Raw genomic sequence first — 14,375 nt, forward strand, 5'->3', positions numbered from 1 at the left:
CTGGCGTGGGCGCCTGTCGTGGGGTGCGGTTCGTTGTGGGTCGGGTCCGTGCCGGTACGTCTTGCCCGTCGCCGCGTGGGCGTACTGCCCGGCACCCGAGCACGGCGAAACTCGGCTGGGAGCCGGCTACGCGACGGGCAGAGACGTACCGGCACGGACCCTTACGCGCGTACTCGGCTGCGGGTGCGTGGGGGCGCGCGTGTGGCACTGGGGGCCGGCGAAGCCGCGTTACTGCGGGCAATCGTGCCGCCAGGGGCGGCACGGGTGGGCGCAGCGGCGCCTTGTAAGCGCCGAGTTGCGTGACCCACCCCCGACCGGCACCAACGCCGGGTGCGGAGGGAACAGGGGGTACCGGGGTTTGCCCACTCACCCCGGTGGCGCCCCGGAGGGGGTCAGCCTGCCGTTAGGCGGGTTGGGTCGGTGCCGGAGAGGAGGGTGGTGAGGGCTTGGTCGACGGTGGGGCCGAGGTACCAGTCGCCGGTGTGGTCGAGGGCGTAGACGCGCCCCTCCGCGTCGATGGCGAGCAGCGCCCGGTTGTCGGACTCCTCGCCGAGGGGGCACACCTCCGTGCCGAGTGCCCGCCCGAGATCCCCGAGGGTGCGGGCCATGTGCAGCCCGTGCAACGGGTCGAGGTCGAGACAGGCCGGGGCGATCTGCCGCCCCGGCGCCTGCGCGGCGAGCCGCAGCCCGCCGAATTCCGCCCATGCTTCGACCGCCGCCGGAAACACCGTGTGCCGGTGCCCGGCCGGTGACGCATGCCCGCGCAGTTCGTCGGCCCAGATCTCGGCCTGCTTTATGTCCCAGCGCCCGGGCTGCCATCCGGCGGCGCGCAGAGCGGCGTCCACGAGGACGGAGAACCGGGTGGTGGAGGTGCGATCGGCGTGCATCTGCCCTTCGTTCGTCGAGTGTCATGGACCGGCGTCACCGCCGTACTGCCACCGTGGGTGGGACGGCGCGCGTCAGTCGTCCGGTTCCGTCGGGTCGACGATGCGTACGCCGAAGTGGTCGCTCAGCGCTGTGCAGGCGCGGCAGGGTGCGGCGAAGCTGCCGTGCAGCGGGTCGCCGTCCTCGCGGATGCGGCGGGCGGTGAGCTTGGCCTGTTTGAGGGCCTTGCGGGCCTCGCCGTTCGTCATCGGCTTGCGTGCGGCCCGTCTGCTGCGGGCGTCGTCGGCGGCGGTGATGTGCCGGGAGATCAGGATGGCCTCGGCGCAGCGGCCGGTGAAGCGGTCGCGCTGGGCGCTGGTGAGGGTGTCGAGGAAGTCCTGGACCAGCGGGTGGAGTGCGGGTGGCTGGTCGGCGCGGCCGGCGGTGCCGGTGAGTGTCGCGCCGCGTACGGAGAGGGCGGCGGCGACGGTGGGAAGTATGCCGTCGCGGCGGTGCTGGAGGGTGGGTGTGCGGGGCGCCTCGGCGCTGCTCCAGCCGACCCGAGGGTCTCCGGACGTCCCCGTATGCGTCGCGTTCATGATCGTTCTTCCCTCCCGTGCATCCCCCGATGCGGAGACAGACTGCCAAATGGCGTGGCTGGTGCGGAAGCTGGGGCGTGCGACACGCCCGGTCTTCGTCGCACCGTCACGGCGGGGTGACGGCAGGTCACGGAACCGGAGGCCCGGTGACCGGTGTCGTTCCACCGCATAGGCTGTCGACATCCGCGATCCGTACAGCCATACAGGCCACAGATGAAGCCGCAGGGGGCAACCGCCATGACGACAGGTCGGCTCGGGCAGCAAGCCGCGCCGCCGAACGCGGCCTACGCCGGGCAGGTCGTGCACTTCCCGGACCCGGTCCGGGCGGCCCGTCACCCCAGAGGTGTACGGGTGGACGAGCACGGCTACCCCGACTTCTCGGCGTACGCGCGTGCCGCCGCGGAGATCGCCGAGCCCCCGGAGGGCTTCGGTGTCGACGAGCTCCGGTTGACGGACTACGTGTCCGCGAACGCCGCGCTGGCCGCCTCGGGGCACGACCTGTGGGACACCATCCCGTCGGTGGCCACTCCGCACGGCTGGACCTGGCACCACGTGCCGGGCGGCCGGCGGCTGGAGCTGGTGCCGGTGGAGGTGAAGGCGCTGCTGCGCCACCACGGCGGGCTCGCGACGACGGCGGTGGACCAGAACAAGCGGGGCACGCGTCCGTTGCAGGACACCCGGCCCGCGCACTTCGGGCTGCCGAAGTCGGCGGTCGCGGTGACGGAGCAGCAGGTGCTGGCGGTCGAGGAGGAGCTGGGGTACCGGCTGCCCGGGGCGTACCGGTCCTTCCTGAAGGCGGCCGGGGGCTGCGCGCCTGTCGGTGCCGCGCTCGACGCGGAGCTGGGGCTGCTGGTGGACCAGCCGTTCTTCACCGTGCGCGACGAGGCTGCCGTCAATGACCTCGTGTACGTCAACAAGTGCCTGCGCGACCACCTGACCAAGGACTACCTGGGCGTCGGGTTCGTGCAGGGTGGGCTGCTCGCCGTGAAGGTGCGGGGCGAGGCGGCGGGTTCGGTCTGGTTCTGCGCGTACGACGACGCCCGTGACCAGGATGCCTGGCCGCCGGCGGAGCGGGTGCAGCGGCTGCTGCTGCCCTGTGGTGACGACTTCGACCAGTTCCTGTCCCGGCTGGCGGGTAATCCGCCGGAGCTGGAGACCGTGGCGAATCTGATGGTGGACGGCGGCTTCGCGCATGCCGTCCCGGTCGGCACGGCGTCTTCCGTGGCTTCTGGGCCTTCGGCGTCTTCGATGGGGGAGTGAGCTTCCGATGGTGACCTTCGCGCAGGCGCAGGAGCGCGCGGAAGAGTGGATCAACGGCGATGTGCCCGGCTATCAGCACCGCGAGGTGCGGGTGCGTGAGTTCGAGCTCGGCTTCGTGGTGTGGGCCGAGGACCGTGCCGACGGCCCGCGTTCGGACGGCGGTGCCCAGCGGCTCGTCATCGCGCGGGACAGCGGCGACGCGACGCTGTGGCCCGGGCTGGCGGTGGGCGAGGTGATCCGCCGTTACGAGGAGCAGTACGGAGCGCCGGACGCGGCGCCGGCGCCTCCGGCCCGGGTCGATCTGAACCAGACGTCTTTCCTGCTGACTCCGCCCGAGTGGCTGCAGGAGGCCGCGGACAAGATGGGGATTCCGGACCGTCGTGCGGAGGCGGGGGCGGGGGCCTCGGGCGGTTCGTCCGGCAGCCCGGCCGATGCGCCGTCGGATGCGGTGCCGGGTCCGCGAGGTGTGGCCGCTGCCTCTTCGGGGGTCGGAGTGCCCACGCCGCCTGCGCCGTCGGCTCCCTCGGACGCGGGCGCGGGTGCGTGGCCCGCGGCCGGGCAGGGGCAGGACGCCGCGGGCGTGCCTGCCTCGGCGACCCCCTGGGCGGGGACCGACACCAACGCGGATGCCGGCGACGACCGTTCCGTACCGCTGCCCGCGACCGTGTTCGCGCCGCCGCTGTCCGGCCTCGACGAGGGCGGCACCCCGCCGCCCGGCGTGCTGCCGGACGCCAAGACCGCCCTGATGTCCGGCGGCAGTCAGCTTCCGCCCACCGCCATGGCCCCCGCGCTCTCCGACCCGAACCCCGGGCCGCCGTCCGGTGGCTTCCCGCAGGCTCCGGGCGGTCCGGGTACGCCGGGTTCGCCCGCTACGCCGCCTCCGGCGCCGGCCTCGTACGGCTATCCGCAGGGTCCCGGTGGGGCGCCGACCCCGCCGCCGGGTGCGCCGGTTCCCGGTGCGCAGCCGCCCGCGGGTCCGGGTGGACCGGTCGCGCCGGAGCGGCCGCTGCCGCCGCACGCCGGTGACATCGCCGATGCCGCGACCAGCAAGGCGCAGGCCCCGCCGCGGGCGCGGGGCGCCGGTGCGGGTGCGCCGCCGCCGCCGAGCGCCCCGGGAACGCCGGGTGTGCGGCCGGGCAGTACGCCGCCGCCGTCCGGGCCCGGCGCTCCGGGCACCCCGGCGGGCGGGTACGTCCCGACCCAACTCGTCTCTCAGCTCGGCCCGGACGGGCCCGGGGCGCCGGGTGGGCCCGCCGCTCCGCAGCCGCCTGCCGGTGATGCCCATTACGCGGCGACGATGCTGGCCGGTCCTGCCGTCGGCGGCCCGGGCGCGCCCCTGCCGCCGGGTGCTCCCGGTGCTCCCGGTGCTCCGGGTCAGCCCGCCGCTCCGCAGCCTCCCGGGGGTACGCCTGCCGGTGGTGTCCACCATGCGGCGACGATGCTGGCCGGTCCTGCCGTCGGCGGCCCCGGCGCGCCTCAGCCGCCGCACGCGCCGGGAACCCCCGGTGGCGCCCCGGGTGTCCCGGGCGCCCCGCCAGCGGGCAACGTCCATCACGCGGCGACGATGCTGGCCGGCCCGCAGGTCGGTCCGCCCGTCGGCGGCCCCGGCGTGCCCCCGCCGCCGCAAGCGCCTCAGCCGCTGCCCGGTCAGCCCTTCCCGGGGCAGCAGCAGCCGGCGTACGGCTATCCGCAGCCGCCCGTCGGGCAGCCGATCGTGGGCCCCGGCTACCAGGCCGTGCTGCGCTACCGCGCGCAGGACGGCTCCGAGCAGCAGCTCATCCGCCGCTCCGCGCCGGGCACTCCGCACCCGGAGTGGCAGATCCTGCACGAGCTGCGTGCGATGAACGTGCCGCCGCAGCAAGTGCTTGAGCTGCACACGGAGTTGGAGTCGTGCGAGCTGCCGGGCGCGTATTGCGCGCGGATGATCCGGGAGAGCTGGCCGCAGGCGCGGATCACCAGCATCGCGCCGTACGGCACCGATCACGCGAGCCGTCAGCAGGGCATGCACCAACTGATCGCGCACCAGGGTGAGTTGCATCAGGTCGCGGACGGTCCGGCGCGTCCGGCGCCGGTGCGTGCGCCGATTCCGCCGGTGCAGCCGGCGCCGCCGATCCCGCCGGAGGCGATCGGCCAGGAGCTGGTGGGGGCGTTCGGACCGGGCGTCTTCCGGTTCGACCAGGCCGCCGTCTCCCGCCAGGGTGTGCCCAACATCGTGGCGCACACGCTGGTGGTGGCCGGTCTTCCGGCCGACATGGGCCCGTTCTTCTGGGCGCAGGCCCAGCCGGGCCGTCCGGTGCCGACGCTGGCCGAGATGGCGCAGGAGCGCGGGGTGCAGCCCGCCGCGGACGCGGGCTCGTACCTGGTCATGGGCAGCGACTTCGGCAAGGCGATCTGCGTTCAGTACGGCACGGCGAACATCGTGGCCGTGCCGGTGGAGGCGGGTCCGGGCGGAGCCCCGGTGCCGCCGCAGTTCGTGAACACGGGCCTGCCCGAGTTCGCCCGCTGCCTCGCGCTGCTCGGCCGTATGTGGCGGCTGCGCTTCGGTCTCAACCAGGAGCAGGCGGGCCGCTGGACCGTCGACTTCCAGGCCCAGCTCGCGTCCCTCGACCCGGCGGCCCTGGGTTCCCCGGAGTCCTGGTGGTCTGTCCTGCTGGAGCAGATGTGGGACGGCCTGCTGTGACGTCGAGGTGACTGCCTCTCAGGGGCGGGCCCGGTCATATGACCGGACCCGCCCTTTTGTGTGCGCATCCTGACCGTGACTGATGGGCGGAGTGTCGCGTTATGCACACTTCCGTGCGATCCATCAAGATGTGCGCGAAATAGTCATTTCGTTCAGGCCGGATTCGTTCAGGTCGGGTTCGTCTGGTTCGGAGAGGGGTCCCTCGATGAGCGGTGCATCGGTGTCGCCGCACGGCTTCGTGGTCGTGCGGGGGCGTGGTTACCGGCCCGAGCAGGTGGAGGCGTACGCCGCCGGGCTCTCGCTGGACCGGGACGCGGCGTGGGAGCGGGCGGCGCGGCTGACCGTGCTGGCCAAGGACATGGACGCGGAGGCGGGGCGGCTGCGGGAGGTCGTGGCGGGACTCGGTCCGCAGACGTACGAGGAACTGGGGGAGCGCGCCCGCAGGATCTTCCAGCTCGGCGAGGAGGAGGCCGCGGCGGTCGTGGAGCAGGGGCGCCGCGATGCCCGGCTGGTCGTGGCGGAGGCCGAGGAGGCGGGGCGCCGGGTGCGCGACGAGGCGCGGGCGGAGGCCGACGCGGTGCGCGGTGACGCCGAGGAGCGCGCCCGGCAGCGGCTGCTGGTGGCCCGCGCCGAGGCCGACGAGATGCGGATCTCGGCCCGTCGCGACGTGAAGGAGGGCCGCGGCGAGGCGCTGGCCGCGCTGCGCGAGGTGCGCCGGCGCACGGAAGGGCTGCTCGCCGATCAGGAGAAGGAGCACGAGCAGCGCCTGGAGGAGGCGGAGCGTGCCGCGGTCGAGCGGGAGGCCGGCCTCGACGCGCGCCATGTGGAGCTCGTGGCGCGTGCCGAGGCCGGCCTCGACGAGGCCCGGCGTGCCCTCGCCGAGGCCGAGGAGTCGGCCCGGCACCGCCAGGAGGACGCCGAGGCCCGCGCCGCCGAACTGCTGGCCGAGGCCCGGGTGCGCGAGGAGCGGATCCACCGGGAGACCGAGCGGGTGCTGCGCGAGCACGGCGAGACCTGGGACGACGTGAGCGCCCACATGGATCACGTACGGACCAGCCTCACGACCCTGACCGGGCGGGCCCCGGCCGAGTAGACCGGAGCACCGCCGCGGCGCCCGGGGTCACTCGCTCCTTCGTACGGCTCCTGCCAGGATCCAGCCCTCCACCGCCTCGTACTGGTGCCGTTGCTCCTCCGCCTTGCGGTGGCCGGAGGCGATCGTGCCCAGCCAGCCGAACGCGAAGCCGAGCGGGACGGAGACAAGGCCGGTGGTGGTGAAGGGGTACCAGTTGAAGTCGGCGTCGGGGAAGGCGGAGAACGGTGAGCCCGAGACCAGGTTGGTGCCGGTCATCAGGACGAGGACGCTGACCGTGCCGCCGATCAGGGTGGCCAGCAGGCCCGTTCGGGTGTAGCGGCGCCAGAAGAGGCCGTAGACCAGGGCCGGTGCTATGGCGGACGCGCCCAGGCAGAACGAGAGCGTGACCAGGGCCTGCAGGTTGGTGTGCTGGACGAGGGTGGCCAGCAGGATCGCGGTGACGCCGACCGCGAGGGCCGACAGACGGGCGAGGGTCATCTCGCGGCGCGGTGAGGTCGGCCGCGTTCCGCTCGCGAAGACGTCGTGGGCTAGGGAGTTGGCGCAGGCCAGGATCATTCCGGCGACCGAGGCGAGCAGCGTGAGGAAGATCGCCGCGGTGACGGTGGTGAAGAGGAACGCCTCCGCCGTCGACACGTCCGGCCCGAACGCGGCCCGCGAGCCCAGCAGATACGCCGTGTTGCCCTGCGGGTCGGCGCCCGCGATCGCCGCGCGCCCGATCAGTGCGGTCGCGCCGAAGCCGACGACCGTGATGACCAGGACGAACAGGGCCACGCACGGGACGGCCCAGGACAGCGAGCGGCGGACTTGGCGGGCGCTTCCCGCGGTGTACATGCGCATGGTGATGTGCGGCAGACAGGCGCCGCCGACCACGATCGTCAGCTCCGAACTGACCATGTCCAGCCGGGGGTAGGAGCCGCCCGTGAACTCCAGCCCCGAGTGCAGGAACGCCGGACCCACTCCGCTGTTGTTGGAGGCGGCGGCGAACAGCGCGCCCGGGTCCCAGCCGAAGCGGCTGAGGATCAGGGCGGCCACCAGTGTGCCGGAGCCGAGCAGCATCACGATCTTCATGATCTGGATGAGGGCGGTGCCCTTCATGCCGCCGATCGCCGCGTAGCTGATCATCAGCGCGCCGATCCCGACGATGCACCCGGTCTTCAGGGCGTCGCTGGAGAAGCCGAGGATGAATGCCAACAGATCGCCCGTGCCGGCGAGTTGGACGAGCATGAGCGGCAGCAGCGCGGCGATGGTCGTGGCGCACGCCGTGATGCGCACGGCGCGGCCCGGCATCCGGCGGGCGAGCGCGTCGCCCATGGTGAACCGGCCCGCGTTGCGCAGGGGTTCGGCCAGCAGGAACATCAGCAGCATCAGGGACAGGGCGGTGCTCAGGGCGAGGACGACACCGTCGTAGCCCGCGAGCGCGATGACCCCGCCCGTGCCGAGCACGGTCGCCGCGGAGATGTAGTCCCCGGCGATGGCAAGGCCGTTGCGCAGGGGTGAGAGCGAGCCGTAGCCCGTGTAGAACTCGTCGAGGTCGTCGCGGTCGGGGCCGGTCATCACGCACAGCAGCAGCGTGATGGTGGCGACCGTGGTGAAGGCGACCAGCGACATCGCCTGCCCCGAACTGCTGAACCCGGTCAGCCCGCCGGGCAGGCCGGCACTCAGGTGTTCGGCCAGGTGTCCGGTGGGTGCGGCGGGTGCGACCTGTGCGACGTGTGCCGTGACAGCGGCGGGTGCGGTCATCGTGCGGCCTCCCGCTTGGCGTCCAGTTCGGCCTGCTTGCGGATGCGGTCGGCGATCGGGTCGACGCCGTGCCGGGCCGTGTACTCGTACAGCCCGATCGCCAGGCAGGTGACCGGGACCTGGATCAGTCCGAGCAGCAGCCCCATGGACAGCCCGCCGGAGACGGTGCTCGTCATGAAGGACGGTGCGAACGCGGACAGGATCAGGAAGAGCGTGAAGTAGCCGAGCGCGGTGAACGTGGCCACGCGCCGCTGCCGGCGGTAGGCGGTGCGCAGCAGGCGCAGGTCACTGTGGTGGCCGAGGGCGGGCCGGCGGGGGTGGCGTTGCCTCGTCGGCTCCGTCGGCGGCGGCTGCCAGGGATAGGTGGTGTACGGGGGTGGGGAGTGGGCGGGGTTGTAGGGCGAGCGGTGGTCGGGGGACGAGAACGCGTCTGCCATCCCGTTTCTCCTTGCGAGGGCTCGGGTCCGGTGCGGACCGCAGGGAGCTGGGGGGGTGAGCGACGCACGCTACTCGTAGGTAGCAGGCGATGGGAAGGTTTCAGCAAACTGAGTGGTCGGTATGCGCTTACTTCGGCAAACTGCCCTGACCTGCGGTGTTACCGGCGTTTACAGCCAGGGCCGGCCGACGTTCGTGACGGAAACGTGAGCGACAGGGAGCCGGGATCCGTACAGCACCCGCTCGGAGATCCGCACCGCAACCGTTCGGTCCGTCCTCAGTCCTCCGGGTGCGGCAGCACCGGAAAGCGTCGCGGGGCCACCAGCAGCAGGACGAGGAAGGCGAGTCCGGCCGCGCAGGCCGCGCCGAGGTAGACGGCGTGCACGGCGTCGGCGACCGCGTGGCGCAGCGAGTCGGTGGCGGCGCCCGGCGCGTCCAGGGCGCGGGTGACCGAGTCGAGATCGCCCGCCCCGCCGAGCCGGGTGGCGAGCACCCCGTTGGCGACGGCGCCGAAGAGGGCCGCGCCCATCGTCTGCCCGGTCTGCCGGCAGAAGAGGACGGACGCGGTGGTCGTGCCGCGCTCGTCCCAGCCGACGGTCGACTGCACGCCGATGATGAGCGGGAGTTGGAAGAGGCCGAGGGCGCCGCCGAGCAGCAGCATCAATAGGGCGGGCTGCCACGGCTCGCCGGGGTAGGGCAGGAAGGGGAAGGCGAGCAGCAGCAGCGTGGCCGTGCCGATGCCGAGCATCGCGGTGTTGCGGAAGCCGATGCGCCGGTACACGTGCTGGCTGAGCGCGGCGGCCACCGGCCAGCTCAACGTCCATACGGAGAGCACGAATCCGGCGGCGATCGGCGCGAGCCCGAGCACCGCCTGCGCGTACGTCGGCAGGAAGACCGTCGGCGCGACCATCAGCAGCCCCAGTGCGCCCAGAGCGAGATTGACCGCGGCGATCGTGCGCCGCCGCCACACCCAGCCCGGGATGATCGGCTCCGCGGCCCGCCGCTCGACGGCCACGACCACCCCGACGAGCGCCAGTCCCGTACCGAACAGGGCGAGCGAGGGGGCGGACAGCCAGGCCCATGCCACCCCGCCCTGCACCAGCGCGGTCAGCAGGACGCCGCCGCAGGCGAAGACGGCCAGGGCGCCCGCCCAGTCGATGCGCGGCCTGCGGACGGCCGAGCGCCGGGGCTCGTGCAGATGGCGGACGATCAGCCACAGGGCGAGTGCGCCGACGGGCAGGTTGACGAGGAAGATCCAGCGCCAGTCGGCGTACGTCGCGAGCACTCCGCCCAGCGCGGGACCCGCGACCGCCGACGTCGCCCACACGGTGGACAGCTTGGCCTGGATCTTCGGGCGTTCCTTCAGCGGGTAGAGGTCCGCGGCGAGCGTCTGCACCGTGCCCTGGAGGGCGCCGCCGCCCAGGCCCTGGACGACCCGGAAGGCGATGAGCGCGGCCATGTTCCAGGCCGTCGCGCACAGCAGCGAGCCGACGAGGAAGACGCCCGCGCCCGCCACCAACACCGGTTTGCGGCCGAAGGTGTCGGAGAGCTTGCCGTACACCGGGAGCGTGACCGTCACGGCGAGCAGATAGCCGGAGAACAGCCAGGAGAAGACGGAGAAGCCGCCGAGGTCGCCGACGATCTGCGGTACGGCGGTCGACACGATGGTGGAGTCGAGCGCGGCCAGCGCCATCGCGAGCATGAGCGCGGCGACCACCGCGCGGCGGCGGCGGGCCTCGGCCCGGTCGTCCGCCGGTGCGCCGGTCCGCGCGGCCGGTATGTCCGTGTCCCCCTGAGCCACCGGATTCCTTCCCCCTGCATCCATCTCCGTCGACCACCTTCTCACTTGCCCCTCACGCGGCGGGAGGGTGGAGCCTTTGTGGACCGGAGGGTGGACCGAACCCCGAGAACGGCTCCACCCGGCGGTGGAGGGCCCCTAGGGGTATCTCCGTACTACGGCTCGGGGAGGGTTCGTCCCGTCGGAGGACGAGAAGGGGCGGGGCCCGTCCTTAACCTGGCTTTATGCCGCTGGGGGGCGGCGCACCCGACCCACGGGGGTGGGGTTTTCCCCAGCAAAAGACTGCGCTGAGCACCAGCGCGCAGGACCCCCGCGACGACCAGACTCAATGACGTAACCAGCGCACGTGAACCATCTGTTGACCGACATAGGAGACGTACCGTGACATCGGCTGTGACCATCACCAGGCACGGGGGCACTGGAGGGCGTACGGCCGTTGCCGCACGGGCGCGGCAGGTCGTGAAGGCGTACGGGTCCGGTGAGACCCGCGTCGTCGCCCTCGACCACATCGACGTGGACATCGCCCGCGGTCAGTTCACCGCGATCATGGGCCCCTCGGGGTCCGGCAAGTCCACGCTGATGCACTGCCTCGCCGGACTCGACACCGTGACCAGCGGGCAGATCCACCTCGACGAGACCGAGATCACCGGTCTCAAGGACAAGAAGCTCACCCAGCTGCGCCGGGACCGGATCGGCTTCATCTTCCAGGCGTTCAACCTGCTGCCCACGCTCAACGCCCTGGAGAACATCACGCTCCCCATGGACATCGCGGGCCGCAAGCCCGACCAGGGCTGGCTGCAGCAGGTCGTCGAGACGGTCGGCCTCAAGGACCGGCTCAAGCACCGGCCGACGCAGCTCTCCGGCGGTCAGCAACAGCGCGTCGCCGTGGCGCGGGCGCTCGCCGCACGGCCCGAGATCATCTTCGGTGACGAGCCGACCGGAAACCTCGACTCGCGCGCCGGCGCCGAGGTCCTCGGCTTCCTGCGCCGCTCCGTCGACGAGCTCGGCCAGACCATCGTGATGGTCACGCACGACCCGGTGGCCGCCTCGTACGCGGACCGCGTCCTCTACCTCGCCGACGGCCGCATCGTCGACGAGATGTACCGGCCCACCGCCGACGCCGTCCTGGACCGCATGAAGGACTTCGACGCCCGGGGACGTACGTCATGAGTGCCAACACCGTCCTGAAGACCTCGATGCGCAACTTCTTCGCGCACAAGGGGCGCATGGCACTCTCCGCCGTCGCGGTCCTGCTGTCGGTGGCGTTCGTCTGCGGCACCCTCGTGTTCACCGACACGATGAACACGACGTTCGACAAGCTGTTCGCCGTGACCTCTTCCGACGTCACGGTCCTGCCGAAGACGGCCAAGAGCGACGACACCCCGCAGAACGGCAAGCCCGAGTCGCTGCCCGCCTCCGTCCTTACGCAGGCGAAGAAGGTGCAGGGCGTCAAGTCCGCCGAGGGCGCCGTCAGTTCGATGAACGTGACCGTCGTCAACAGCGACAACAAGAACATGGGGTCCAGCAACGGCGCCCCGACCATCGCGGGCAACTGGACGAAGAACGACCTGCGTTCGATGGAGATCACCCAGGGCCATGCCCCGCGCGGTCCCACCGAGGTGATGGTCGACTCCGACACCGCCGACAAGCACCACCTCAAGATGGGTGACGAGCTGCGCACCATCGCCGTCACCGGTGACTTCAAGGCGAAGATCGTCGGCATCGCCTCCTTCAAGGTGACCAACCCCGGTGCCGCCGTCGTCTACTTCGACACCGCCACCTCGCAGCGCGAACTCCTCGGCGCCACCGGCCGGTTCACGCACATCAACATCACGGCCGCACAGGGCGTGAGCGACACGCGGCTCAAGCAGAACGTCATCTCCTCCCTCTCCGACGCCGGTGCGCTCAAGGTGCAGACGCAGAAGGAGAACGCCGACGAGAACCGCAAGGGCGTCGGCCAGTTCATGAACGTCATCAAGTACGCCATGCTCGGCTTCGCCGGCATCGCGTTCCTGGTCGGCATCTTCCTGATCATCAACACCTTCTCGATGCTCGTCGCCCAGCGCACCCGCGAGATCGGCCTGATGCGGGCGATCGGCTCCTCCCGCAAGCAGATCAACCGGTCCGTACTGGTCGAGGCGACCCTGCTCGGCGTCATCGGCTCGATCCTCGGAGTCGGCGCGGGTGTCGGCATCGCGGTCGGCCTGATGAAACTCATGTCCTCGATGGGCATGAACCTCTCCACCGACGACCTGACGGTCAAGACGGCCACCCCGGTGGTCGGCCTGCTGCTCGGCATCGTCGTCACCGTCCTCGCCGCCTACCTCCCCGCCCGCCGCGCCGGCAAGGTCTCCCCGATGGCGGCACTGCGCGACGCCGGTACGCCTGCCGACGGCAAGGCCGGTCTCGTCCGCGGTCTGATCGGCCTGCTTCTCACCGGCGCCGGTACCGCCGCCCTCTACATGGCGGCCACCGCCAAGAAGGCGAGCGACGGCTCCCTGGTCCTCGGCGCGGGTGTCGTGCTGACCCTGATCGGGTTCGTGATCATCGGCCCGCTGCTCGCGGGCGGTGTGGTCCGCGTCATCAGCGCGGTCCTGCTGCGGATGTTCGGCCCCGTGGGCCGGATGGCCGAGCGCAACGCCCTGCGCAACCCGCGCCGCACCGGCGCCACCGGCGCGGCCCTGATGATCGGCCTCGCGCTGGTCGCCTGTCTCTCCGTGGTCGGCGCCTCGATGGTCGCCTCGGCGACCGACCAGCTAGACAAGTCGGTCGGTGCGGACTTCATCGTCGAGGGCAACCAGCGGATCGTGCCGCAGGCCGAGAAGGCCATGCAGGCCTCACCCGGCCTGGCGCACGTCACCCGCTACAAGGAGATCCAGGCCAAGCTGACCTCCCCGGACGGAACGACGGAGGACAGCGAGGTCACGGCCGCCGACCCGACGTACGCCAGCGACCTGCGCCGTGAGACGACCGAGGGCAAGCTGACCGCGGCCTACGGCAGCGACGCGATGTCGGTCGGCTCGGACTACGCCAAGAAGCACGGCGTGCACGTCGGCGACACCATGACCGTCGCCTTCAAGGGCGGCCGCACGGCGAAGCTCAAGGTCGCCGCGGTCACCGACGACGACTCGGTCTTCGACCAGGGCGCGCGCTACATCAGCCTCACGACCATGGCGAAGTACCTCCCCAAGGACCGGATCCCGCCGAACGTGATCATGTTCGCCGAGGCCAAGAAGGGCCAGGAGAAGCAGGCGTACGCGGCCCTGAAGAAGGCCATGGAGCAGTACCCGCAGTACGACGTCCGCGACCAGACCGACTACAAGCAGGAACTGAAGGACCAGGTCGGCCAGTTGCTGAACATGGTCTACGGCCTCCTCGCCCTGGCGATCATCGTGGCGGTCCTCGGCGTCGTGAACACCCTCGCCCTGTCGGTGGTGGAGCGGACGCGCGAGATCGGCCTGATGCGGGCCATCGGGATGTCGCGCCGCCAGCTGCGCCGCATGATCCGCCTGGAGTCGGTCGTCATCGCGCTCTTCGGCGCACTGCTCGGCCTCGGCCTCGGAATGGGCTGGGGGGCGACCGCCCAGAAGCTCCTGGCGCTGGAAGGCCTGGGCATCCTGGAGATCCCCTGGCCGACGATCATCGGGGTCTTCATCGGCTCGGCCTTCGTGGGCCTGTTCGCCGCCCTGGTCCCGGCCTTCCGGGCGGGCCGGATGAACGTACTGAACGCGATCGCCACCGACTGACGGACCACCGGACAGCCACCGCGCACGGGGGTCGCGGGGGATGGGGGGAACGGGGACGGGGCCGGGGGGGGGGGGGGGGGGGGGGGGGGGGGGGGGGGGGGGGGGGGGGGGGGGGGGGGGGGGGGGGGGGGGGGGGGGGGGGGGGGGGGGGGGGGGGGGG

Annotated in this window: 10 protein-coding genes; 5 read left to right on the forward strand and 5 right to left on the reverse strand. The window is 72.2% G+C overall.

Features of this window, described 5'->3' with window-relative positions:
- Nucleotides 1-392: 392 nt before the first annotated feature.
- Together ACN6LB_RS44390 and ACN6LB_RS44395 are read right to left on the reverse strand one after the other, a co-directional pair.
- Nucleotides 393-887, reverse strand: a complete 495-nt coding sequence (locus tag ACN6LB_RS44390; RefSeq protein ID WP_356144026.1) for an SUKH-3 domain-containing protein — start codon at nucleotides 885-887, stop codon at nucleotides 393-395.
- Between the two features lie 72 nt (nucleotides 888-959).
- On the reverse strand, nucleotides 960-1,463 hold the full coding sequence (locus ACN6LB_RS44395; protein WP_356144024.1) for a YwqJ-related putative deaminase: 504 nt from the start codon (nucleotides 1,461-1,463) through the stop codon (nucleotides 960-962).
- A 237-nt stretch (nucleotides 1,464-1,700) separates the two neighbouring features.
- On the opposite strand from ACN6LB_RS44395, the gene ACN6LB_RS44400 reads away from it, so the two are divergent.
- The 3 genes from ACN6LB_RS44400 to ACN6LB_RS44410 all read left to right on the forward strand — a co-directional run bounded on the left by ACN6LB_RS44400 (nucleotide 1,701) and on the right by ACN6LB_RS44410 (nucleotide 6,496).
- Entirely contained in the window at nucleotides 1,701-2,723 is a 1,023-nt protein-coding gene (locus ACN6LB_RS44400) for an SMI1/KNR4 family protein (RefSeq protein ID WP_356144022.1), read from the forward strand.
- Between the two features lie 7 nt (nucleotides 2,724-2,730).
- Nucleotides 2,731-5,403 (forward strand): SUKH-4 family immunity protein, encoded by a 2,673-nt coding sequence (locus tag ACN6LB_RS44405; RefSeq protein WP_445030887.1) that lies wholly within the window; start codon nucleotides 2,731-2,733, stop codon nucleotides 5,401-5,403.
- A 205-nt stretch (nucleotides 5,404-5,608) separates the two neighbouring features.
- Nucleotides 5,609-6,496, forward strand: coding sequence for a cellulose-binding protein (locus ACN6LB_RS44410; protein ID WP_445030888.1), 888 nt, complete (start codon nucleotides 5,609-5,611; stop codon nucleotides 6,494-6,496).
- 27 nt (nucleotides 6,497-6,523) lie between these two features.
- Here the strand turns inward: ACN6LB_RS44410 and ACN6LB_RS44415 are convergent, their stop codons facing one another.
- The 3 genes from ACN6LB_RS44415 to ACN6LB_RS44425 form a co-directional block, all read right to left on the reverse strand.
- Nucleotides 6,524-8,104 (reverse strand): sodium/solute symporter, encoded by a 1,581-nt coding sequence (locus ACN6LB_RS44415; protein WP_445030893.1) that lies wholly within the window; start codon nucleotides 8,102-8,104, stop codon nucleotides 6,524-6,526.
- Between the two features lie 128 nt (nucleotides 8,105-8,232).
- The gene (locus ACN6LB_RS44420) at nucleotides 8,233-8,673 is read right to left on the reverse strand and encodes a DUF485 domain-containing protein (protein WP_445030889.1); all 441 of its coding nucleotides are present in this window, start codon (nucleotides 8,671-8,673) and stop codon (nucleotides 8,233-8,235) included.
- A gap of 275 nt (nucleotides 8,674-8,948) precedes the next feature.
- Nucleotides 8,949-10,496 (reverse strand): MFS transporter, encoded by a 1,548-nt coding sequence (locus ACN6LB_RS44425; RefSeq protein ID WP_445030890.1) that lies wholly within the window; start codon nucleotides 10,494-10,496, stop codon nucleotides 8,949-8,951.
- 354 nt (nucleotides 10,497-10,850) lie between these two features.
- Between ACN6LB_RS44425 and ACN6LB_RS44430 the strand changes: the two genes are divergently transcribed.
- Both ACN6LB_RS44430 and ACN6LB_RS44435 read left to right on the forward strand, forming a co-directional pair.
- Nucleotides 10,851-11,639 (forward strand): ABC transporter ATP-binding protein, encoded by a 789-nt coding sequence (locus ACN6LB_RS44430; protein ID WP_445030891.1) that lies wholly within the window; start codon nucleotides 10,851-10,853, stop codon nucleotides 11,637-11,639.
- Nucleotides 11,636-14,215, forward strand: a complete 2,580-nt coding sequence (locus ACN6LB_RS44435) for an ABC transporter permease (protein ID WP_445030892.1) — start codon at nucleotides 11,636-11,638, stop codon at nucleotides 14,213-14,215. The genes ACN6LB_RS44430 and ACN6LB_RS44435 overlap by 4 nt, the downstream gene beginning before the upstream one ends.
- Nucleotides 14,216-14,375 lie beyond the last annotated feature (160 nt).

The organism is Streptomyces sp. SAS_270, from assembly GCF_052543295.1.